Below are 20058 nucleotides of genomic sequence, written 5' to 3' on the forward strand. Positions count from 1 at the left end.
GGGCCCTTGCGGGCCGCCAAAGGCGTCGATTATCGCGCAGTCTGCCGTTCGTGTGCGACCGCCATGAGACCGGCTGCGGCTAGAATGGCCGGTCCGCGGCGAATGTCGCGGGAATTCTGGGCGCGAAAAGGATGAGGGCGGCGGATCGTGGGCGCAAACGCATTTGATGGCACGCAGCGTTCGATGATTTCGATGGCCCTGTCGTCCGTTTCCCTTCGCGACCTCGCCCTGGTGCAGGCCGTGGCCCGGGAGGGCAGTTTCAACAGTGCGGCCCGGGCCATGTACATCAGCCCCTCCGGGCTGTCCCACCAGGTGCAGAAGGTAGAGCAAGCCCTGGGTGCGCCACTCTTCGAGCGGGGCGGCCGGCGTGTCGTCCCCACCGCCAGCGGGCAACGGCTGCTGGGCTACATCGAAGACGTGCTGGCATCCGCGGAGCACCTCGAGCATGCCGCAAGGGCCGGTGAGGTCGCCTTCGGCGGGGAGCTGAGGCTGGGCGTTCCCTCCACCTTGGGCCCCTACCTCCTTCCACACTTCATCGAGCCGTTCCCGCAGCGCTTTCCCGGGGCGCGGCTGACCATTTCCGAAGGCAAGCCCAGGGGGCTCCTGAGGCGGTTGCACGAGGGCGAGCTCGACGCCGTGCTGGCGCCACCGGCGGCGACGGTCACGGGCCTGGAGGCCACCGCGTTGTTCTTCGAGCCCTACGAGCTGATGCTCCACGCGGCTCATCCCCTGGCGGGTCGGGCGTCGGTCGCGCTCGGTGATCTGGATGCGGCGGAGGCCACGCTCATGGCCGAAAGCCACGGCAGCGGCGTGTCCGATCTGGGCATGACGGGCCCGGCGCGGCCGGAGCGCATCCAGGATCTCAGCATCGAAAGCCTCGCCACGCTGGTGGCCCTGCGCGGCGGCTACACGCTGGTGCCGATCCTGGCGCACGAGCGGCTTGGGTCCATTCCGAACGTGGTGCTCGCTGCGGTGGAGGGCGCCCGGCCCGGGCGGCACATCTCGCTGTATTGGCGCAGCGCCACGCCCTGGCGCGAAGATCTGGCCGGGTTCGGCGAGTTGCTGCGCGGGCTGGCGGAAACGATTCCCGGCCTCGAAGCAGCGCGCGCCTGACGGTTCCTCATGTGGGCGTCGCTTCATGTGGGAGCCGCTTCAGTGGCGATGGGGTGCTAGCGACAAGCTTGCCCGCTGTCGCGGGATCGCCGGCATAGCCGGCTCCCACACAAAAAGAACGCATCAACCCCCGTCGTCGAGGGTCGAACCGGTCAGCAGCCCGCGGGCCAGCATCGCGCACTGCTTGCGGTGAATGAGCAGCTGCCATTGACGGCCACCCAACTGGTGCCAAAGCACCGCCGAGCGCACCGACGCCAGTAACGCGGCGCGAACCCGATCCACGTTGCCCTTTTGCTGCAGGTAGGCAGGCGTACCGGTAACCATGACGCGCGGCTTCAGCGTCGAAAGAGTGGACGCGTACAGCTCGGCGAGCCGGGCCGTCACGTTCGGATGCGCGAGCCCGAAATGCTCCACCTGCCGCTGCGCGGACACGATACCTTCGCGCAGGCGGTCGAGCAGGGGCCGGTTGCGCGACAGCGATCGCTCGAGGCGCAGTACCGTGACCGCCATGCGCATCACGGCGACATCGCGCGTCTGGTCTTCGAATTGCGCCACCAGTGTTCGCAGCCCGCGACGCACGCCGGACACGCCGCCATACACGGAAGCCACCGAGTCCGCGTCGATGCGGAACACGCTGGCCAGGCTGCTTTCGAACGCCGCCTCGTCGCAGCGGCCATCGGTGGCCAGTTGCTGGGCCAGCGCGGCGCCCTGGAAAACGCCTGCCAGGGCGAGGACACGTTCTTCGTTCATGCGTAGGGCTCAGGGGGGAACAGGGGGAGGTGTGGAAGCAATGTCATGAGGCAAGGCCGCCGTAGGGCGCATCGGTGGCCGCGATGACCGCGCCGCCGAGGCAGGCCTCGCCGTCGTACAGCACCACCGACTGGCCGGGTGTCACGGCGCGCTGCGGTTCGTCGAACACGACGAGCAAGTGGTCGCCTCGGACCTCGACCGTGCACACCTGGTCGGACTGCCGGTAACGGGTCTTGGCGGTGCAACGAAAGGCCAGGGCGGGCGGTTCGCCTGCGACCCAGGTGACGTCCGTGGCTTCCAGGCGGGTGGATTGCAACCAGCGGTTCTCGCCACCCTGCGCCACGATCAGCGTATTCGTGGGGACGTCCTTACCCACCACGTACCACGGTTCGTTCGGCGCATCGGCGCGGCCGCCAATCCCGAGTCCGTTGCGCTGGCCCAGCGTGTAATACATCACGCCCTGGTGTTCGCCGATCGTGCGCCCTTCCGGATCGACCATGAGCCCCGCCTTCGCAGGCAGGTACTGCGCGAGGAACGCGCGGAAATCGCGCTCGCCGATGAAGCAGATGCCCGTGGAATCTTTCTTCGCGTGCGTGGGCAGGGCGGCTTCGCGTGCCATCTCCCGCACGCGGGGCTTTTCGATCTCCCCCACGGGAAACAAGGTGGCCGCGAGCTGTCGCTGGCCCAGTGCGTGAAGGAAGTAGCTCTGGTCCTTCGCGGCGTCGACGGCACGCAGCAGGCGGTAGCGGCCGTCGCAAAAATCCACGCGCGCGTAATGGCCGGTGGCGATCTTTTCCGCGCCGAGGGCCTGCGCGTGCTCAAGGAACGTCTTGAACTTGATTTCCCGGTTGCACAGCACGTCGGGGTTCGGCGTGCGCCCCGCCGCGTATTCGGCCAGGAAATAGGCGAACACGCCGTCCCAGTACTCCCCCGCAAAATTTCGCGCATGGAAGGGGATGCCCAGGCGGCCGCACACGGCGACGGCGTCCTTGCGATCCTGGTCGGTGGTGCAGGGGCCGGATCGGTCGTCTTCTTCCCAGTTCTGCATGAACATGCCTTCGACCTCGTGCCCGGCCTGCTGGAGCAGGAGGGCCGCGACCGAGGAATCGACGCCGCCGGAGACGCCGAGAACCACTTTCACGAGCGTGCCTCCGGAAGCAGGCTGGACACGGTATCCAGGGGCAGGCGGCGCCCGTCCAGCCAGGCATCGATGGCGTGCAGCACGAGCGGCGTGCGCAGGCGATCGCCCAGCGCCTCGATCTCGTCGCGGCGTAGCCACAGCGCGCGGTGAATGCCCTCGTCGAGGGGGAGGGACGGGTCGTGCGAAAGCACGTGTCCGGCAAAGGCAAAGCGAAGTACCTGTTCGCCATGCTCCGAACTGGTCCACTGCCAGACGCCGAGGAACGCGTCCAGGGCCACGTGGTGACCCGTTTCTTCCAGTGTTTCGCGCACGGCGGCGGCCTGAAGCGTCTCGCCCGGGTCGAGGTGCCCGGCGGGCTGGTTGTAGGCGAGGCGGCCCAGCGCTTCTTCCTCCACGATGAGGAACCGGTCGCCCTGGGCTATGACACAGGCCACCGTGACCCGGGGGCACCACACGGTTCCGTTGGGAATTGTCTGCGGCATCGGCTTAAGGGAATAGCGCTCTGGAAAAAGGCATATTGTGCCATCACTTGTGGTTGCGACCCGAAAGTGCGCCGGAATCCGGTGTATAAACGAATCGCGTATCGAAGGCTCCGAATTAATGTCCCAAGAACACGAACACGACCAGGAAAGCGACCGCGGCCATGGCCTTGCCATTGAAACCTCCCGTCCGGAGACGGCACGGCCGCCGCTGTTCCAGGTCGTCCTGCTGAACGACGACTTCACGCCGATGGATTTTGTGATCGAGGTGCTACGCAGTTTCTTCGGCATGGACCAGGAGCGGGCGGTGCAGGTGATGCTCCATGTCCATACGAGGGGAAAGGGCGTCTGCGGTGTGTTCACCCGGGAGGTGGCAGAAACGAAGGTGACCCAGGTCAACGAGTACTCACGGTCTCATCAGCACCCGCTGTTGTGCACTATGGAAAAGATGTAGCCGATCCCCCATCTGGAGTTCATGCGGCATTGACAAGGGGCTGGTCCCCGCCGCCCACAGCTATCGGAGACGGTCCGTATGTTCAGCAAGGATCTAGAAGTCACCATCGGGCACTGCTACAAGCAGGCCCGTGAGCAGCGCCACGAATTCATGACCGTGGAGCACCTGCTGCTCGCCCTCACGGAAAACACGTCCGCCCTGGCCGCCCTGCGTGCCTGCGGGGTGGATCTCCCGCGCCTGGCCGCGGACCTGCAGCGGATCATCGCCGAGACGGTGCCGGTGCTGCCGGCGGGCGACGAGCGCGACACCCAGCCCACGCTGGGCTTCCAGCGCGTGCTCCAGCGCGCCGTGTACCACGTACAGTCGTCGGGCCGTAAGGAAGTCACCGGCGCGAACGTGCTCGTGGCCATTTTCGGCGAGAAGGACTCCCACGCCGTGTATTTCCTGCACCAGCAGGAGATCACCCGCCTCGACGTCGTCAACTACATCTCGCACGGCATCGCCAAGATCGGCGACGAATCCGCCGCCGCGGCACCCAATGCCGAGCGCGACGGTGAAGACGGTGGCGAGGGCAAGGGCAATCCGCTCAGCGAATACGCCTCGAACCTGAACGAACTGGCCATCCAGGGCAAGATCGACCCGCTCATCGGGCGCCAGGACGAAGTGGAGCGCACCATTCAGGTGCTCTGCCGCCGCCGCAAGAACAACCCGCTTTACGTGGGCGAGGCTGGCGTGGGCAAGACGGCCCTGGCAGAGGGCCTGGCCAAGCGCATCGTGGAAGGCCAGGTGCCGGAAGTGCTGGAAGACTGCACGATCTGGTCGCTTGACCTTGGCGCGCTGGTCGCGGGCACCAAGTACCGCGGCGACTTCGAGAAGCGCCTGAAGGCCGTGATCGGCCAGCTCAAGAAGCAGCCGAACGCCATCCTCTTCATCGACGAGATTCACACCATCATCGGTGCGGGCTCGGCGTCGGGCGGCACCATGGACGCCTCTAACCTGATCAAGCCCATGCTGGCGTCGGGTGAGTTGCGCTGCATTGGTTCCACCACGTTCCAGGAATTCCGCGGCGTGTTCGAGAAGGACCGCGCGCTGGCCCGTCGTTTCCAGAAAATCGACGTCGTCGAGCCCACGGTGGCCGATTCCATCGAGATCCTGCGCGGCCTGAAGAGCCGGTTCGAAGAGCACCACTCGGTGGAATACACCGGTGAGGCCCTGCGTGCCGCCGTGGATCTCTCGGTGAAGCACATCCCCGACCGCCTGTTGCCGGACAAGGCCATCGACGTCATCGACGAGGCCGGTGCCCGCCAGCGCCTGCTTCCCGAGGACGAGCGCACCGGCAAGGTCGACGTCCCGGAGATCGAATACATCGTGGCCAAGATGGCGCGCATTCCGGCCAAGCAGGTTTCGGCGTCGGATCGCGACGTGCTGCGCAACCTGGAGCGCAACCTGAAAATGGTGGTGTTCGGTCAGGACGCGGCGATCGAGGCCCTGGCTTCGTCGATCAAGATGGCGCGCTCGGGCCTGGGCGATCCGTCCAAGCCGATCGGCAGCTTCCTGCTCGCCGGCCCCACGGGTGTCGGTAAGACGGAAGTGACCCGCCAGCTTGCCATGCAGCTGGGCATCGAGATGGTTCGCTTCGACATGTCCGAGTACATGGAGGCCCATTCGGTGTCGCGCCTGGTCGGTGCGCCTCCGGGGTATGTCGGGTTCGACCAGGGTGGGCTGCTCACCGAGCAGATCACCAAGCATCCGCATTGCGTGCTGCTGCTGGACGAGATCGAGAAGGCCCACCCGGACGTCTACAACATCCTGCTCCAGGTCATGGATCGGGGCGTGCTTACCGACACCAACGGACGCGAGGCGAACTTCAAGAACGTGATCATCGTGATGACCACGAATGCCGGCGCGCAGCTGGCGTCGCGTCGCGGCATCGGGTTCGTGAAGCAGAACCACTCGCTGGACGCGATGGAGACCATCCGCCGCATGTTCACGCCGGAGTTCCGCAACCGCCTCGACGCGATCATCCAGTTCAACGCCCTGGACTTCGACCACATCCTGCGCGTGGTGGACAAGTTCCTCATCGAGCTTGAGGCCCAGCTGGCCGAGAAGAAGGTGAGCGTGGACGTGACACCGGATGCCCGCCGCTGGTTGGCCGAGCACGGTTTCGACCCACAGATGGGTGCCCGTCCGATGGCCCGCGTGATCCAGGACAAGGTGAAGCGCGCGCTGGCCGACGAACTGCTGTTCGGCAAGCTGGCGGAGGGCGGCAAGGTCACCCTCTCGGTGGCCGACGACGAGCTGCACGTGGAAACGGAGTCGGCGGAGCCGGCGACGGCGGAGGCGTAGGAACTGTGGGAGCCGGCTATGCCTGCGATCCCGCGGCAGCGGGCAAGGGTGCCGCGAGCACCCATCGCCGCTGAAGCGGCTCCCACACAAAGCAAAAAGCCGCGGCGCGAGCCGCGGCTTTTTCATTGCCCACGAAGCGGCGCCAGGCGCCTTACTTCATGCGATACGTGATGCGTCCCTTGGTCAGGTCGTAAGGGGTCATTTCGACCTTCACCTTGTCGCCTGTGAGGATGCGGATGTAATGCTTGCGCATACGGCCGGAGATATGGGCGGTAATGACGTGCCCGTTCTCGAGCTGCACGCGGAACATGGTGTTGGGCAGGGTCTCCTGGACCGTGCCTTCCATTTCGATGACGTCGTCTTTTGCCATGTGTCCCGGGTCGGCATGAACGGCCGGAATGGCCGCATAAGTCCCTTAGTATGCCACAGAGGAGCGGAGCCGGCCACCAAGCCGCGTCCGTCCGTGCGGCGATCAGCCGAAGTGCTCGTCCAGTTTCTTCCGGATCTCGTCCTCGATGGTGCCCCGCAGCGGTGACAGGAGCATGCCAAGCTCGGCGGTGACGTGCACGTCGGTGGCCGACACGGCGATGGCACCCTTCACGCCTGAACGGGCGAACGTCAGGGTGTCGCCCTGCCAGGTGCCTTCGGTACCGAACTTCTCGCGCATGCGGGCGGCGACCTTCTCCACGACCGCGCGGGCATTCTCCACCGTCGTACCGTGGGGGCGGCGTATATCGATCTTCGCCATGGGCGGCTCCTGGTTCCAAAGCGGGGCAGTCTAGCAGCGCCCGGTTGCGGGCGGATGCGTCGACTCACGGTTTACGCTTCACTCTTCGCAGCCCCTTTCCGTTCAAATAGATACCGCACTCTGCTAAAGTCGCGTCGTCAACGTCCCGGTTCCTCCATGCGCATTGAATTCGTCAGCTCGGCTCGCGGTGATTTCCACTGGTCACGACCCGTGCTCACGATCGGTCGCGCGGAGGACAACGACCTCGTCGTGTCCGAAACCCAGGTGGCCGGCCGTCACGTCACGATCCATCGGGACCGCCGCGGCCTGGTGCTGGAGGTGGCGCCCGAGGCGGGCAGGGTGTATGTCAATGCGCGCCCGGTCCGGGAACGCGCCTTGCTGCGCGCCGGCGACAGCCTTTCGCTGGGCGATTGCCGCATGCTGCTGCGCGACGATGCCGACCTGGACGCGCGGGAACTCGTTCCGCCGACCGAATCGCGTTGCACGGTGGCCTTGCGTCCGGTGGCGGGGCCCTTGTCGGGCCGCGTGATCGCCATCGGCGAACGCCTGGAACTCGGCTCCACGCACGGTGCGTTGCCGCTGGAGTTGCCCGGCAACGATGCCGCCCTGCTCACGCTCACATGGACCGACGGCGAACTGCTGCTCGACGCGTCCCGCGTGCCTCCGCGCCACGCCGTTCGCGTCAACGGGGTGAAGACGGTTCGCGCCTCCCTGCAGCCGGGCGACCAGATCGGTATCGCGGCCCATCGCTTCGTCGTCGAAGGGCCGGGCTGGGTGGCCGAACCCGTGCTGGCGATGCCGGAACCGCCGGCCGAGCCGGAACAGCGCGAGGCCGAGGCGCCGCGGGGCGACGTCTGGTGGTTGATTCTCACGGCGGCACTGCTGGCACTCGGGATCGCGGCTGTCCTTTTCGTGCAGTTCTGACGCCACTGCCGCATAGGCATAATGCGATCTCCTCCCTCCAGAGCGAGAACGAAGTGAGCAGAGCGTGGAATTTCAGCGCCGGCCCGGCGGCGCTGCCGGAAGCCGTATTGAAGCGGGCGCAGGCGGAGATGCTCGACTGGAATGGAACCGGGGCGTCGGTGATGGAGCTTTCCCATCGCGGCAAGCATTTCATGCAGCTGGCCGCGGCGACGGAACAGCGCCTGCGCCAGCTGCTTGCCATCCCGTCGAACTACAAGGTGCTGTTCCTACAGGGCGGCGCGACGCAGCACTTCGCACAGATCCCGATGAACCTGGCGCCGGAAGGCGGCTCGGCCGATTACATCGTCACCGGCGTGTTCAGCAAGAAGGCCGTGAGCGAAGCGGCGTTCCATGTCGACGCGCGCGTGGCGGCCACGTCCGAATCCACTAACTTCCTCACGCTCCCGCCGCGCGCCGGGTGGCAACTGAATCCGGATGCGTCGTACGTGCACTACACGCCGAACGAGACGATCCGGGGCCTCGAGTTCCATGAGATACCGGACGTGGGCGAGGTGCCGCTCGTGGCGGACATGTCGTCGAACATCCTCGGCGCGCCGCTGGACGTGTCGCGCTTCGGCCTCATCTACGCGGGTGCGCAGAAGAACATCGGGCCGTCGGGCCTCGTGCTCATGATCGTTCGCGACGACCTGCTGGCGCGTCCGCCGCGGCCGATCGCGCGGATCCTGCGTTATGCCGAGCAGGCGGCGAACGACTCGATGCTCAATACGCCGAATACCTGGGGCTGGTACCTCGCCGGCCTGACCTTCGAATGGATCGAGCGGGAGGGCGGCCTCGCCGCGATGGGCGAGCGCAACGCGCGCAAGTCGGCCATGGTCTATGAGGCCATCGACGGATCGGATGGTTTCTATCGCAACGATGTGGAACGCGCCGCGCGCTCGCGGATGAATGTGTCGTTCGTCTTGCACGATGCCGCGCTCGACAGCGTCTTCCTGGCGGAATCCGAGGCTGCGGGCTTCATCGGTCTCAAGGGGCACAAGGCCGTGGGCGGCATGCGCGCGTCGCTTTACAACGCGGTGTCGCAGCCCGCGGTGGATGCGCTCGTGCAATTCATGCGGGACTTTGCGGCGCGGCACGGTTAAAGTCGGAGGTCGCCGCACTGCAGCATGCCCCGTGCGCGAAAGAAACGTTTCAACTGCAACCACTTAGCCGCCTGGAAGTCCATGAGCAAGACCCCCGCCGACAAACAAGCCACGCTCGCCGAGGCGCGTACGCGCATCGACAGTATCGACCAGCAACTGCAATCGCTCATCAGCGAACGCGCCCGGTGGGCGCAGCAGGTCGGGCGGGCCAAGGGCCCGCTGAAGGCGGCGGTGGAGTATTACCGGCCCGAGCGCGAGGCGCAGGTGCTGCGCGGTGTCATTGATCGCAACGACGGTCCGCTGCCCAATGCGGAACTGGTGCGGCTGTTCCGCGAGATCATGTCGTCGTGCCTGTCGCAGCAGCAGCCGCTGAAGATCGGCTTCCTCGGTCCCGAGGGCACCTTCAGCGAGCAGGCGGTGCGCAAGCATTTCGGCCATGCCGCGTATGGCCTGCCGCTGGGCAGCATCGAAGAGGTATTCCAGGAGGTGGCCGCCGGCAACGCCGACTTCGGCGTGGTGCCGGTGGAGAACTCCGGGCAGGGCATGATCCAGATGACGCTGGACATGTTCCTCGTGTCGAAGGCCACCATCTGCGGCGAAGTCGAACTGCGCGTGCACCAGAACCTGCTTTCGTTGAGCGGCGAGCTGAAAGACGTGAAGCGCGTGTACTCCCACCCGCAGTCGTTGCAGCAATGCCAGGGCTGGTTGCGCGTGAACCTTCCGCACGCGGAGCGCGTGCCGGTATCGAGCAACGCCGAGGCCGCGCGCACGGCACGCCTCTCGCCGGAATCCGCGGCCATCGCCGGTGAAACCGCCGGACGCGTCTATGGCCTGAAAACCGTGGCCGGCCCCATCGAAGACCGTTCCGACAACACCACCCGCTTCCTCGTCATCGGCCGTTCGATCTTCCCGCCCTCGGGCAACGATCGCACGTCGCTGCTGGTGTCGGTGCGCGACAAGCCGGGCGCGCTGTATGACGTGTTGAGCCCGCTGGCGAAACACGACATCAGCATGAACCGTATCGAGTCCCGCCCGGCACACACGGGGAAATGGCAGTACGCGTTCTTCATCGACGTGTCCGGCCACGTGGACGATCCGGCCTTGCAGGCCGCTCTCGAAGAAATGAAACCCGCCGCCGCCGAGGTGCGTGTGCTCGGCTCTTACCCCGTAGCCCTTCCATGACCTTCTCATTCGATGCAGCCGCGCTCGCCAACAGGGCGACGTCGGCGCTCCGTGCCTACGACCCCGGCCACGACCTTCCCGCGCTGCGCCGACGCTTCGGCGCCGCCATCGCCGAACTCGGTTCCAATGAAAACCCGTTGGGTCCGAGCCCGCGCGCCAGGGCCGCGGCAGCCAGCGCGTTGGACGAGGTGTGGCGTTATCCCGACCCGCTGGGCGCGTCGCTGAAGCGTGCGTTGTCGGCCGCGGAAGGCGTGCCCGTGGCAGGCATCACGCTCGGCAACGGTTCGCATGAACTCCTCATGCTGCTCGCGCAGTGTTTCGCGGATGCCGAGCATCCCGTGGTCCATTCGCAGTTCGGCTTCGCGGTATTCCCGATCGCTGCCGCGGCAGCGGGCGCGCCCTCCCTGGCCGTGCCCGCTCTTCCGGCGGATCATCCCGAAGCGCCGTACGGCCATGATCTCGACGCGCTTGCTTCGGCGGTCACCGCGAACACGCGGCTGGTGTACCTCGCCAACCCGAACAATCCCACGGGCACCTGGTTCGGCGACGCCGCACTGGAAACCTTCCTGGGCAAGATGCCAGCGAGCACGATCGTGGTCGTAGACGAGGCCTACCACGAGTACGTCGATGCGAGCGGTTTGACGACCGCCGCACGTTTCCTCGACCGGTTCCCCAACCTCGTGGTGACGCGTACGTTCTCGAAGGCCTATGCGCTCGCCGGCCTTCGCATCGGGTACATGCTGAGCCACCCCTCCGTGGCGGCCGTATGCGAGCGCCTGCGTGAATCGTTCAACGTGAACGGCGTGGCACTCGCCGCAGCGGAAGCGGCCCTCGGCGATCGCGACTATCTGGCGCGCGTGCGCGAGACGAACCGCGTCGACCGCGCATGGCTTGCCGACGCGCTGAATGGCCGGGGTTTTCGCGTGCTGCCTTCGCAGACCAACTTTCTGCTGCTGGACCTGGGCCGCGATGCGGCCGCATTCGAGGCCCACCTTTTCGAGCGCGGCGTGATCGTGCGGCCCATGGTCGGTTACCGCCTGCCGCACACGGTGCGCGTGAGCGTGGGCAGCCGCGCCGAGCTGGATCGCCTGCTGGAGCACCTGCCGTGAACCGTGTCGATTGGATGAGTCACAAGAGCGGCCCGTTGCACGGCGAAGTGGCCGTGCCGGGCGACAAGTCGGTGTCGCATCGCGCCCTGATGTTCGGTGCCATCGCCGAAGGCGTGACGCATATTCGCGGATTCCTGGAGGGCGAAGACACTCTTGCCACCGCCTCGATCCTCGGCAAGCTCGGCGTGCGCTTCGAAACGCCATCGCCGGGCGAGCGCATCGTTCATGGCGTCGGCTTGCACGGCCTGCGCGGCAGCCCGGATGCGCTCGATTGCGGAAACGCCGGCACGGGCATGCGTCTTCTGGCGGGCCTGCTGGCGGGCCAGACGTTCGACTCGACACTCGTCGGCGACGAATCGCTGTCGCGCCGGCCGATGCGGCGCGTGACCGATCCTCTGGCGCAGATGGGCGCTTCGATCGACACGAACGACGGAAAGCCGCCCTTGCGCATCCATGGCGGTGCGCAATTGCATGGCGTGACTTACCACCCGCCGGTGGCGAGCGCCCAGATCAAGTCGGCGCTGCTGCTCGCGGGCCTATACGCCGAGGGATTCACGGAGGTGGTGGAGCCGCACCCGACTCGCGACTACACCGAAAGCATGCTGAAGGCCTTCGGGTGGCCCATCGACTATTCCCCCGGCCGCGCGCGGCTGGAGGGTGGGCACGTGCTGCACGCCGCCAACGTGGATGTGCCGGCGGACTTTTCGTCCGCGGCCTTTTTCATCGTCGCAGCCTGTATCGTGCCGGGCTCGTTGTTGCGCCTCAACGGTGTGGGCCTCAATCCCCGCCGCACGGGCCTGCTGAGCGCGCTGCGGCTGATGGGTGCCGACATCGCCGTGGAAAACACACGCACGAGCGGCGGCGAAACCATCGCGGACCTGGTCGTGACACATGCGCCCCTGCACGGTGTGTCGCTGCCCGAGGAGATCGTGCCGGACATGATCGACGAGTTCCCGGCGCTGTTCGTGGCCGCCGCCGTCGCCGACGGCACCACCACCATCCGTGGCGCGGCCGAGCTGCGCGTCAAGGAATCGGACCGCATCGCGAGCATGGCGAACGGCCTCAAGGCGTGCGGCGCGTCGGTGGACGAATTGCCCGACGGCGCCATCATTCACGGCGGCGGCCTTCGTTCCGGCAGCATCGACAGCCATGGCGACCACCGCATCGCAATGAGTTTCGCCGTTGCGGGACTCGTGGCCGAAGGCCCCATCGCCATCGGCGACTGCGCCAACGTGGCCACGTCGTTCCCGGGGTTCATGGAACTGGCCAATGGCGTGGGCTTCCGGCTCGAAGCGGCGAACTGATTCCATCGGGCCTCAGGACAGGGCGGGTTCCGCCATGACGCACGTGCTGTGAAGGCGCTACGCTTCACGTTCCCTGAGCCAGACACAAGCCAATGGTCGTGAAGCTTCCCCCGTTCGTCGTCGTCGTGCCCGCGCGCTTCGGTTCCACACGGCTGCCGGGTAAGCCGCTGCTCAAGATCGGCGGGGAATCCATGATCCGTCGCGTGGCGGCGAGGGCGGGGGAGGCGGGTGCCGCCCAGGTGGTGGTCGCCACCGATGACGAGCGGGTGGTGCGCGAACTTCGCGGATGCGGCGACATCCTGGTCTGCATGACCCGGCCGGATCACGCCTCCGGCAGCGACCGCATCGCCGAGACCGCCGGTCACTTCGGCTGGCCGGACGACACGGTGGTGGTGAACCTCCAGGGCGACGAGCCCTTCGCTCCCGCGGCCGGCATACGGGCGGTGGTGGCAACGCTCGCGGGCGACGAGGCGCCCATGGCCACCCTGGCCGCCCCCATCCAGGACGCCGAGGAGCTTTTCGACCCGAACGTCGTCAAGGTGGTTCGCGGCGGGAACGGCCGCGCCCTCTACTTCACGCGTGCCCCCGCGCCCTGGGCTCGTGACGCGTTCGCACAGGACCGCGAGTCGCTTCCGGCGGGCGTGCCTTTCTTGCGTCACATCGGCATCTATGCGTACCGTGCGGGGTTCCTGCGCCGCCTGGCGGCCCTTCCGCGGACGCCCCTGGAACAAGCGGAGTCCCTGGAGCAGTTGCGGGCCCTGGAGCACGGTTATGCCATCTCGGTGAGCCCCACCCCGGAGCCCTTTCCCCCCGGTATCGACACCGCGGACGATCTGGCCCGGGCCGAGCGCTGGCTCGCTGGAAAGCCCGGGGAACGGTCGTAAGGGTTCCCTTGCAAGGGCCTGCGGGAAAGCCCCACAGGCCGCGCAGGCGACGGCCGGGCGCGCGGGCGCGGGCCGCGACGTAATCTAACCCCGTCGCCAAACTCACTCCTCTGCAGGACGGCGACACTCCCAAGGAAGGTCCCCGCCGGCATGGTCCATCCCATGCCGGCGTCTTCGCGTCTGCGATCCGCCGACGCGGTAAAATGTCGGGATGGAGCACACCGAGTCGCACCCGTTCGACGGCAAGGCCTTCGTCCGCCACCTCACCACTTCGCCCGGCGTCTATCGCTATTTCGATGCGGAAGACGAGCTTCTGTACGTCGGCAAGGCGGCCAACCTCAAGAAGCGGGTAGGCAACTATTTCCTGAAACCGCCCATGGATCCGCGCATCGCGTCCATGGTGTCGCAGATCGCCCGCGCGGAGGTGACGCTCACCCGCACGGCGGGCGAGGCCCTGCTGCTGGAATCCCAGCTGATCAAGTCGCTGAAGCCGCGATACAACATCGTGCTTCGCGACGACAAGAGCTATCCGTACATCTACCTGTCGGGCGGCGAGGACTATCCGCGGCTGGCGTTCCATCGTGGCGCCAAGACGGGGCCGGGCCGCTACTTCGGCCCGTATCCGAGCACCTTCGCGGTGCGCGAAAGCCTGGGCCTGATGCAGAAGCTGTTCAAGGTGCGTCAGTGCGAGGACAGCTACTTCCGGAACCGCTCGCGTCCTTGCCTGCAGCACCAGATCGGCCGTTGCAGCGCCCCGTGCGTTCGCCTCATCGATGTGGACGACTACAAGAGCGACGTGCGCCACGCCGAGATGTTCCTGGAAGGGCGCAGCAGTGCCGTTATCGACGAGCTGGCGTCGTCGATGGAGCAGGCATCGCGCGACCTGAACTTCGAGCGCGCGGCGAACCTGCGCGATCAGGTGGCCGCGTTGCGCAAGTTGCAGGCCCAGCACTTCGTCCAGGGCGCCAGTGCGGACATGGACGTGATCGCCTGCTGCATGGAAGGCGGCATGGCCTGCGTGAGCGTCCTCTTCTTCCGTAACGGCGTGAGCCTGGGGTCGCGCGATTTCTTCCCCCGGCTGCCGACGGACGCTTCCGTCTCCGACGTGCTGTCGCAGTTCATCGCCCAGTACTACCTGGAGCGACAGGTGCCGCGCGAACTGGTGCTCAGCGACCCGGTGGAGGACATGGACGTGCTTGCTTCCGTGCTGTCGGACCATGCGGGATACGTCGTGTCGCTCAAGCCGAGCGTTCGCGGCGAGCGCGCACGGTTCCTGGAGATGGCCCAGCGCAACGCCAGTGCGGCACTCACGTCGCGACTGGCCAGCCGGCACACCTTGCTGGCGCGCTTCGACGACCTGCAGAAGGTTCTGGAACTGGAAACCACGCCAAGGCGTATCGAGTGTTTCGATATCAGTCACACGCGTGGCGAGCTGACCGTGGCCTCGTGCGTGGTGTTCGGGCCGGAAGGGCCCGAGAAGTCGCACTACCGGCGCTTCAACATCACGGGCATCACCCCCGGCGACGACTATGCCGCCATGCACCAGGCGCTGACACGGCGCTTCAAGAAGGTGGTGGAGGGTGGCGTCAGGCCCGACATCCTGCTCATCGACGGAGGCATGGGGCAGGTGGCCCAGGCCGTGGACGTACTGCGCGAGCTGGGCGTGGAGGATGGCATCCGCGTGGTCGGCGTGGCCAAGGGGCCGGGCCGGCGTGCCGGCGAAGAAACACTCGTTCTCGCCGACAGCGGCAAGACGCTGCACCCTGGAACGTCGTCGCCGGCGCTGCACCTCGTGGCGGCGGTTCGTGACGAAGCGCACCGTTTCGCCATCAGCGGCCATCGCCGCCGTCGCGAAGCGGCACGCGAGCGGAGTACGCTCGAGGACGTGCCCGGCGTGGGCGCGCGCCGCCGCGCGGCCCTGCTCAAGGCCTTCGGCGGTCTGACCGGCGTGGAAGCCGCGGGCGTCGAGGAACTCATGAGCGTGAAGGGCATTGATCGCGGGCTGGCCGAACGCATCTATGCCATGCTGCATCCCTGATCGAGTGGAGACGAGGCCGACGCGCTTCGCATCCCGCACCGGCTGACTTATGCGAATCAATCTTCCTACATGGCTCACCCTGTTCCGAGTGCTCCTGCTCCCGGTCATGGTGATCGTCTACTACCTGCCGTTTCGTGGCGCCAACCTCGCGGCCGCGGTGGTTTTCGTCCTCGCCGCGGTCACCGATTGGCTCGACGGTTACCTGGCGCGCCGGTTGAACCTCACGTCGGCCTTCGGCGCCTTCCTGGACCCGGTGGCTGACAAGCTCATGATCGCCGTGACCCTGTTCCTGCTGGTGCAGTCGCACCGGGGTGGGTGGCCAGGCATCCTGATGGCTGTGACCGCGTCCATCATCGTGGGGCGCGAGATCAGCGTGTCCGCGCTGCGCGAGTGGATGGCCCAGATCGGCGCGCGCTCCAAGGTGAAGGTCGCCTTCCTCGGCAAGCTGAAGACAGCCATGCAGATGGTGGCCCTGGTGGTGCTGCTGCTCCAGCACGATGCCGAAACCCTGCGGCTCTACCACATCGGCGAAGCGCTCCTGGTGGTAGCCGGCATCCTCACCATCTGGTCCGGTCTCGACTACCTGCGGGCTGCATGGCCAAGCCTGCGGGGAGATTCAGACGAAGTGAAGAAAAGTGAAAAAAATTCGGTGCAAAGTGGTTGACACATTCCCCATCTGATCTAAAATAGCCGGACAACGACGCGGGAATAGCTCAGTTGGTAGAGCACGACCTTGCCAAGGTCGGGGTCGCGAGTTCGAGTCTCGTTTCCCGCTCCAAGTAATTCCACAAAGCCTCGGTCACCCGAGGTTTTGTTTTTTAAGCGCTTCGCGGATACTCTTCGCGCTGCGCAAGCGATGGCCGGGTGGCAGAGTGGTCATGCAGCGGACTGCAAATCCGCGTACGCCGGTTCGATTCCGACCTCGGCCTCCATCGCATTCCAAGGCGCACCCGCCAACGGCGGAGGCGCCTTTTTTCTTTCCGCCCGGATGGCGAAACCGGTAGACGCAAGGGACTTAAAATCCCTCATCCGAAAGGGTATGTGGGTTCGAGTCCCACTCCGGGCACCATCTGACAGGGGGCGGGGCGTTCCAGGCCGCTCCCAACTTGCGCTAAGCATCCCCGAAACTACTGAGAATAGGGCATCCGGCCACCCTGGGCGTCTCATCACATCTCCTCACGCCACTAGTGGTCCCGTACCAATGATGGGCGTGGCGTCGCTCGATAGCCGCTTCCTTGCGGCTCTTTGGTAATGGAGCTGAGTTACCTGTTTCGGTCAGTCGAGAAGGCTGATCGCAGCCGCGATCCCTGGGTAGACGGTCTGGATAGTGACATTGGGTGCGGCCGACGAGTGAGACTTCGTGTCTCCGGAGAAGGCTGCTCCAAATGTGTGCTGTTTCGCACCAGCTGGGAGGGTGATGGGATACCTAAATTCCGTGTGATCACCATAAACCCTGTCCGCCTTGCAGGTGCCGTCAAACAGCTGTGCTGCGCAGGGGTCCACCTTGGTCTGATTCGTATTGGTGATATCGACCTGCACGCGGGCAATGACATTGCCGTCCAATGACAGGTCTACGGTTCCGCCAAAGACTGTACCCGGGCCGGCGAACACAATATGGCTTCCGGTAACAACGACGTGGGCGTAGACGACTTTCCCCGGTGTCGGCTGGCCTTCCACGGATAGGCTTGTACCCGTGGTGCTGTCCGCCATCGCTGACATCGGGATTAGACATGCAGCCGCAACCGCAACCGCCATAAAGCGCCGTCCTAGACCTCGCACTGAGTGGCCCATTGAGGCGACCATTGTTCCGGTCCTCAATTCGAGCGAATGTTGGATGCGGTGCACGTATTGCCAGCATCGGCCGAATAGTTGATGACCGCAATGGTCGCGGAGCGCGCCTGGGCGGAGAGCAAAACGGCAAGCATTGACTTGCCCGGGCCGGTGTTCGGATCGGGGAGGTAGACGATGCCGAACTTGCAGGGGTAGCTCAGACCTTCTTTGAAGTCGACGTAGGCTTGCCCGGCAGTCGCGCCGACCGTGTTGATCGTACGGTTGTAGTCGTCGGTTGCCGAAGCCTGAAAGGAGACAGCGGCGATCAAGCCGCCGAGTAGCAGAGCAGAGATCTTCATGGATTTCCCCTCGGTTGGTTGCCACAGATGGCGACGGGATCATGCCGATACGACATTGGCCGGGTCTGTAGGCGGACATCCCTGCACATGTAGGCGAACTCCTACAAGATGTGGTCGGGAATGGAGGCGTCCGGCTTCCGTGAGCGTCCTCGGGGCATTTACACAATGTCCGGAGAATAGGCGTGGTCGTTGGCGGCCGAGGATACCCCGAGCGCCTTGTTGATCGCCTCGGGGGTCGTCCACGGGTCGTCGGCGTCCGACTTCACCGGAATGCCGTGGCGGTCCTGTCGCGTATCTGCATGCGACAGGGCGGTTCTACGTTCCTTACAACATGGAGATGTTGGTTGGCATCATCGTCGGCCTTCCAGCTGTTGCGCTACTCTCTCGCCTCCCGTATCTAAAGCTCGACGAGCTGTTCGGAAACGTCAGCTATGGTGTTTATTTGAACCACATGCTCTTGCTTTGGATATTCGCCCACTTCGGAGCCTATCCACTTTCACCGCGGCAGGTGGTCGCGCTTGTAGCCATTGCGTTCGCATGGTCATGGGTGACGTACCTCACGATTGAGCGCCCGGTCATCCGGATGAGGCATCGGCTCCGCCGTAAGGCGAAGGCTGAGAGTGCCATTGGAACCGCCGCTGGGGCGAGCTGAGCGCATGGCTGACGCCGCCGTCATGCCGTGGCGGTACGCTATCCCATAGGCGACGCTCCTCGCTTTAGCGAGGCCCATGGAGAGCCGAATCCCCGCGAACGGTAAAAAAGCGGGTCGGCCAGCATGGTCAATCCTTGATCAATGTGCACCGATTTTTAGACGTGAATTTGTACAACGGGCAAGTTGCACTCTAGTCAACGCCCCCTGATTAACAGTCAAGTGCTCTAACTGACAGGGCCGGGGCCGTTCTTCCAGAATATCGAACCCCATCACCCTGAACCTGGGCAATGAATGCCTCGAATCACGGAACTGGAAGTTCATCCTCTTTGTTACCCTTCATTCCAGAGTAAGGGTTTGCCTTATTGGCCTATACGCCGATTCGACGTGGCTGGGTTGAAACCGATAACATCACCATCAGGTTCACCTTTTGGTTGGTCGCATATTTCGTACACAGGTCAATCCATGCCATCGCCATGGGAGGGTTTGTCGTGCAGATCGCAGAAGTCCTTGAGCGCCAAAGGCATGTGGAAGGTATGCTCATGGAGGTAAGCGCCGCGGTGTGGTGCATCCTCCTTGAAGCCCAACACGCTAGTTGGCAGTGGTCCGGCGACCACGCCAGGGATTACCTGGAAATCGGCACATTCAAGGGCAAAGCTGCCAGCATCCTTGCGAGTTTTACGGCGGAGTACGGTAACCGGCTCGCCATAGTTGACCCCGAGGTACGTCCCGAGACCCGCTCCCTGCTAGACAGCATCACCTCTACCGTCAGCTATATGGAAATGCGGTCGGAGTTTCTTGCTCAAGGCGATTTCTTGCGGGCAAACCTGCGGAACCTGGCCTGGGCGCACATCGACGGGATGCACAGTTTCGCCGCCGTAGTTTCCGACGTATCCCTCTGCGAGCAGATGCTGGGCGACTACGGGATCATCTGCATCGATGACTTCCATACTGACCTGTATCCGCAGATCCCGGCCGCAGTCTACAAGTACCTATACACCACGCCGACCGACCTCTGCGTGTTCCTGGTCGGATTCAATAAGGCTTACCTTTGCCGAAATGTTGCATTCCGGTACTTCAGCGAATTTGTGGGGAAGAACATCCATTGGTCCCTGAAGGAACTGGGCCATCTCGTCAGCCTCGTGAAGACCGGCCGGCACAGCCAGTTCGATGCCCACGCAATCGCTCCATTCCAGGGCGAGCACACCTTTGGAGCCTACGTCGGGCAGTAGCTATCCACACTAGTTGCGGACAATCACCGTGACTAGAAATCACTGTAAGAGCAGATTGACCGACGGTGTAATACCGGACGTTCCACGGCAGAAGGCGGCGTCGCCAGGCGAGCTGGCGCAAGCAGCGAAGCTTTGTGAGGATTTTGGCGTATCGCGTTGATGCCGTTGTCGCCCACGGCTTAGCGAAAGTCTACGTACCGTCGGCTGCGGCAGTTGGCGCCGGGAGAACGGAAGGTGCACGCGATAGGTTGAACCCACCGCTATCAGCCGTCGTCGACGGAGCTACCTTGAGGCCTAACTCGATAGGCGGTGGCCAACGTCACCCACAGGACATACGGTAATTCAATCGTTAAAAGAACGAGGGCATCAGGAGATACCCTCGCCCTACGTGGCGCCATGTCATTGGGGTGACCTCGCGATCACATGGCGCTCGACGC

Annotated in this window: 19 protein-coding genes and 3 tRNA genes; 15 read left to right on the forward strand and 7 right to left on the reverse strand. The window is 65.0% G+C overall.

What is annotated here, in order from left to right; genetic code table 11:
• Positions 1-183: 183 nt before the first annotated feature.
• A complete protein-coding gene (locus tag FHS47_RS03225) occupies positions 184-1113 on the forward strand; it encodes a LysR family transcriptional regulator (protein ID WP_167022878.1) in 930 nt (309 codons plus the stop codon).
• Between the two features lie 123 nt (positions 1114-1236).
• Here the strand turns inward: FHS47_RS03225 and hflD are convergent, their stop codons facing one another.
• From hflD to FHS47_RS03240, 3 genes are read right to left on the reverse strand one after another with little or no spacing between them, the layout of a single operon-like run.
• Positions 1237-1863 (reverse strand): high frequency lysogenization protein HflD, encoded by a 627-nt coding sequence (hflD, locus tag FHS47_RS03230; protein WP_167022881.1) that lies wholly within the window; start codon positions 1861-1863, stop codon positions 1237-1239.
• Positions 1864-1906: 43 nt separating this feature from the next.
• Positions 1907-3004, reverse strand: coding sequence for a tRNA 2-thiouridine(34) synthase MnmA (gene mnmA / locus FHS47_RS03235; RefSeq protein WP_167022885.1), 1098 nt, complete (start codon positions 3002-3004; stop codon positions 1907-1909).
• Positions 3001-3486, reverse strand: a complete 486-nt coding sequence (locus FHS47_RS03240; RefSeq protein ID WP_167022888.1) for an NUDIX hydrolase — start codon at positions 3484-3486, stop codon at positions 3001-3003. Before FHS47_RS03240 ends, mnmA begins: the two co-directional genes overlap by 4 nt.
• Positions 3487-3604: 118 nt before the next feature.
• Between FHS47_RS03240 and clpS the strand changes: the two genes are divergently transcribed.
• Together clpS and clpA are read left to right on the forward strand one after the other, a co-directional pair.
• Complete coding sequence (clpS, locus tag FHS47_RS03245; RefSeq protein WP_167022891.1) at positions 3605-3937, forward strand: ATP-dependent Clp protease adapter ClpS; 333 nt, start codon at positions 3605-3607, stop codon at positions 3935-3937.
• 78 nt (positions 3938-4015) lie between these two features.
• Complete coding sequence (clpA, locus tag FHS47_RS03250; protein ID WP_167022894.1) at positions 4016-6283, forward strand: ATP-dependent Clp protease ATP-binding subunit ClpA; 2268 nt, start codon at positions 4016-4018, stop codon at positions 6281-6283.
• A gap of 151 nt (positions 6284-6434) precedes the next feature.
• On the opposite strand, the gene infA is transcribed toward clpA, so the two are convergent.
• Positions 6435-6653, reverse strand: coding sequence for a translation initiation factor IF-1 (gene infA, locus FHS47_RS03255; protein WP_019466733.1), 219 nt, complete (start codon positions 6651-6653; stop codon positions 6435-6437).
• Positions 6654-6755: 102 nt separating this feature from the next.
• Positions 6756-7031, reverse strand: coding sequence for a polyhydroxyalkanoic acid system family protein (locus FHS47_RS03260; protein WP_167022897.1), 276 nt, complete (start codon positions 7029-7031; stop codon positions 6756-6758).
• 156 nt (positions 7032-7187) lie between these two features.
• On the opposite strand from FHS47_RS03260, the gene FHS47_RS19690 reads away from it, so the two are divergent.
• The 11 genes from FHS47_RS19690 to FHS47_RS03315 all read left to right on the forward strand — a co-directional run bounded on the left by FHS47_RS19690 (position 7188) and on the right by FHS47_RS03315 (position 16680).
• Positions 7188-7955: an FHA domain-containing protein gene (locus FHS47_RS19690; protein ID WP_167022900.1), complete on the forward strand. Its 768-nt coding sequence runs from the start codon at positions 7188-7190 to the stop codon at positions 7953-7955.
• A 53-nt stretch (positions 7956-8008) separates the two neighbouring features.
• Positions 8009-9094 (forward strand): 3-phosphoserine/phosphohydroxythreonine transaminase, encoded by a 1086-nt coding sequence (gene serC / locus FHS47_RS03270; RefSeq protein WP_167022903.1) that lies wholly within the window; start codon positions 8009-8011, stop codon positions 9092-9094.
• Between the two features lie 81 nt (positions 9095-9175).
• Complete coding sequence (gene pheA, locus FHS47_RS03275) at positions 9176-10276, forward strand: prephenate dehydratase (protein WP_167022906.1); 1101 nt, start codon at positions 9176-9178, stop codon at positions 10274-10276.
• Positions 10273-11385, forward strand: a complete 1113-nt coding sequence (hisC, locus tag FHS47_RS03280; protein ID WP_167022909.1) for a histidinol-phosphate transaminase — start codon at positions 10273-10275, stop codon at positions 11383-11385. The genes pheA and hisC overlap by 4 nt, the downstream gene beginning before the upstream one ends.
• A gap of 14 nt (positions 11386-11399) precedes the next feature.
• Complete coding sequence (gene aroA / locus FHS47_RS03285; protein WP_167027596.1) at positions 11400-12689, forward strand: 3-phosphoshikimate 1-carboxyvinyltransferase; 1290 nt, start codon at positions 11400-11402, stop codon at positions 12687-12689.
• 92 nt (positions 12690-12781) lie between these two features.
• Positions 12782-13573, forward strand: a complete 792-nt coding sequence (kdsB, locus tag FHS47_RS03290; RefSeq protein ID WP_167022912.1) for a 3-deoxy-manno-octulosonate cytidylyltransferase — start codon at positions 12782-12784, stop codon at positions 13571-13573.
• A gap of 211 nt (positions 13574-13784) precedes the next feature.
• A complete protein-coding gene (uvrC, locus tag FHS47_RS03295; protein WP_167022915.1) occupies positions 13785-15611 on the forward strand; it encodes an excinuclease ABC subunit UvrC in 1827 nt (608 codons plus the stop codon).
• Between the two features lie 49 nt (positions 15612-15660).
• Positions 15661-16275, forward strand: a complete 615-nt coding sequence (pgsA, locus tag FHS47_RS03300; RefSeq protein WP_167022918.1) for a CDP-diacylglycerol--glycerol-3-phosphate 3-phosphatidyltransferase — start codon at positions 15661-15663, stop codon at positions 16273-16275.
• A gap of 38 nt (positions 16276-16313) precedes the next feature.
• A tRNA-Gly gene (locus FHS47_RS03305) sits at positions 16314-16389 on the forward strand.
• Between the two features lie 80 nt (positions 16390-16469).
• A tRNA-Cys gene (locus FHS47_RS03310) sits at positions 16470-16543 on the forward strand.
• A gap of 50 nt (positions 16544-16593) precedes the next feature.
• Positions 16594-16680 (forward strand) — tRNA-Leu (locus tag FHS47_RS03315).
• Positions 16681-16886: 206 nt separating this feature from the next.
• On the opposite strand, the gene FHS47_RS03320 is transcribed toward FHS47_RS03315, so the two are convergent.
• Both FHS47_RS03320 and FHS47_RS03325 read right to left on the reverse strand, forming a co-directional pair.
• Positions 16887-17321 carry a hypothetical protein gene (locus FHS47_RS03320; protein ID WP_167022921.1) on the reverse strand — a complete coding sequence of 145 codons (435 nt, stop codon included), beginning with the start codon at positions 17319-17321 and terminating at the stop codon, positions 16887-16889.
• Between the two features lie 104 nt (positions 17322-17425).
• Complete coding sequence (locus FHS47_RS03325) at positions 17426-17740, reverse strand: hypothetical protein (protein WP_167022924.1); 315 nt, start codon at positions 17738-17740, stop codon at positions 17426-17428.
• Positions 17741-18754: 1014 nt separating this feature from the next.
• Here FHS47_RS03325 and FHS47_RS03330 point away from each other — a divergent pair.
• On the forward strand, positions 18755-19621 hold the full coding sequence (locus tag FHS47_RS03330; RefSeq protein WP_167022927.1) for a class I SAM-dependent methyltransferase: 867 nt from the start codon (positions 18755-18757) through the stop codon (positions 19619-19621).
• The last annotated feature ends 437 nt before the right edge of the window (positions 19622-20058 follow it).

It is taken from the genome of Luteibacter sp. SG786 (assembly GCF_011759605.1).
GTDB lineage: Bacteria > Pseudomonadota > Gammaproteobacteria > Xanthomonadales > Rhodanobacteraceae > Luteibacter.

Excerpts from the sequence above, each read along its gene's own strand:
- FHS47_RS03225 (WP_167022878.1), top strand. The coding sequence starts at position 184 with ATGATTTCGATGGCCCTGTCGTCCGTTTCCCTTCGCGACCTCGCCCTG.
- uvrC (WP_167022915.1), top strand. The coding sequence starts at position 13,785 with ATGGAGCACACCGAGTCGCACCCGTTCGACGGCAAGGCCTTCGTCCGC.
- kdsB (WP_167022912.1), top strand. The coding sequence starts at position 12,782 with ATGGTCGTGAAGCTTCCCCCGTTCGTCGTCGTCGTGCCCGCGCGCTTC.
- FHS47_RS03260 (WP_167022897.1), bottom strand. The coding sequence starts at position 7,031 with ATGGCGAAGATCGATATACGCCGCCCCCACGGTACGACGGTGGAGAAT.
- infA (WP_019466733.1), bottom strand. The coding sequence starts at position 6,653 with ATGGCAAAAGACGACGTCATCGAAATGGAAGGCACGGTCCAGGAGACC.
- hisC (WP_167022909.1), top strand. The coding sequence starts at position 10,273 with ATGACCTTCTCATTCGATGCAGCCGCGCTCGCCAACAGGGCGACGTCG.
- pgsA (WP_167022918.1), top strand. The coding sequence starts at position 15,661 with ATGCGAATCAATCTTCCTACATGGCTCACCCTGTTCCGAGTGCTCCTG.
- clpA (WP_167022894.1), top strand. The coding sequence starts at position 4,016 with ATGTTCAGCAAGGATCTAGAAGTCACCATCGGGCACTGCTACAAGCAG.
- pheA (WP_167022906.1), top strand. The coding sequence starts at position 9,176 with ATGAGCAAGACCCCCGCCGACAAACAAGCCACGCTCGCCGAGGCGCGT.
- FHS47_RS19690 (WP_167022900.1), top strand. The coding sequence starts at position 7,188 with ATGCGCATTGAATTCGTCAGCTCGGCTCGCGGTGATTTCCACTGGTCA.
- aroA (WP_167027596.1), top strand. The coding sequence starts at position 11,400 with ATGAGTCACAAGAGCGGCCCGTTGCACGGCGAAGTGGCCGTGCCGGGC.
- clpS (WP_167022891.1), top strand. The coding sequence starts at position 3,605 with ATGTCCCAAGAACACGAACACGACCAGGAAAGCGACCGCGGCCATGGC.
- FHS47_RS03325 (WP_167022924.1), bottom strand. The coding sequence starts at position 17,740 with ATGAAGATCTCTGCTCTGCTACTCGGCGGCTTGATCGCCGCTGTCTCC.
- hflD (WP_167022881.1), bottom strand. The coding sequence starts at position 1,863 with ATGAACGAAGAACGTGTCCTCGCCCTGGCAGGCGTTTTCCAGGGCGCC.
- FHS47_RS03320 (WP_167022921.1), bottom strand. The coding sequence starts at position 17,321 with ATGGCGGACAGCACCACGGGTACAAGCCTATCCGTGGAAGGCCAGCCG.
- FHS47_RS03240 (WP_167022888.1), bottom strand. The coding sequence starts at position 3,486 with ATGCCGCAGACAATTCCCAACGGAACCGTGTGGTGCCCCCGGGTCACG.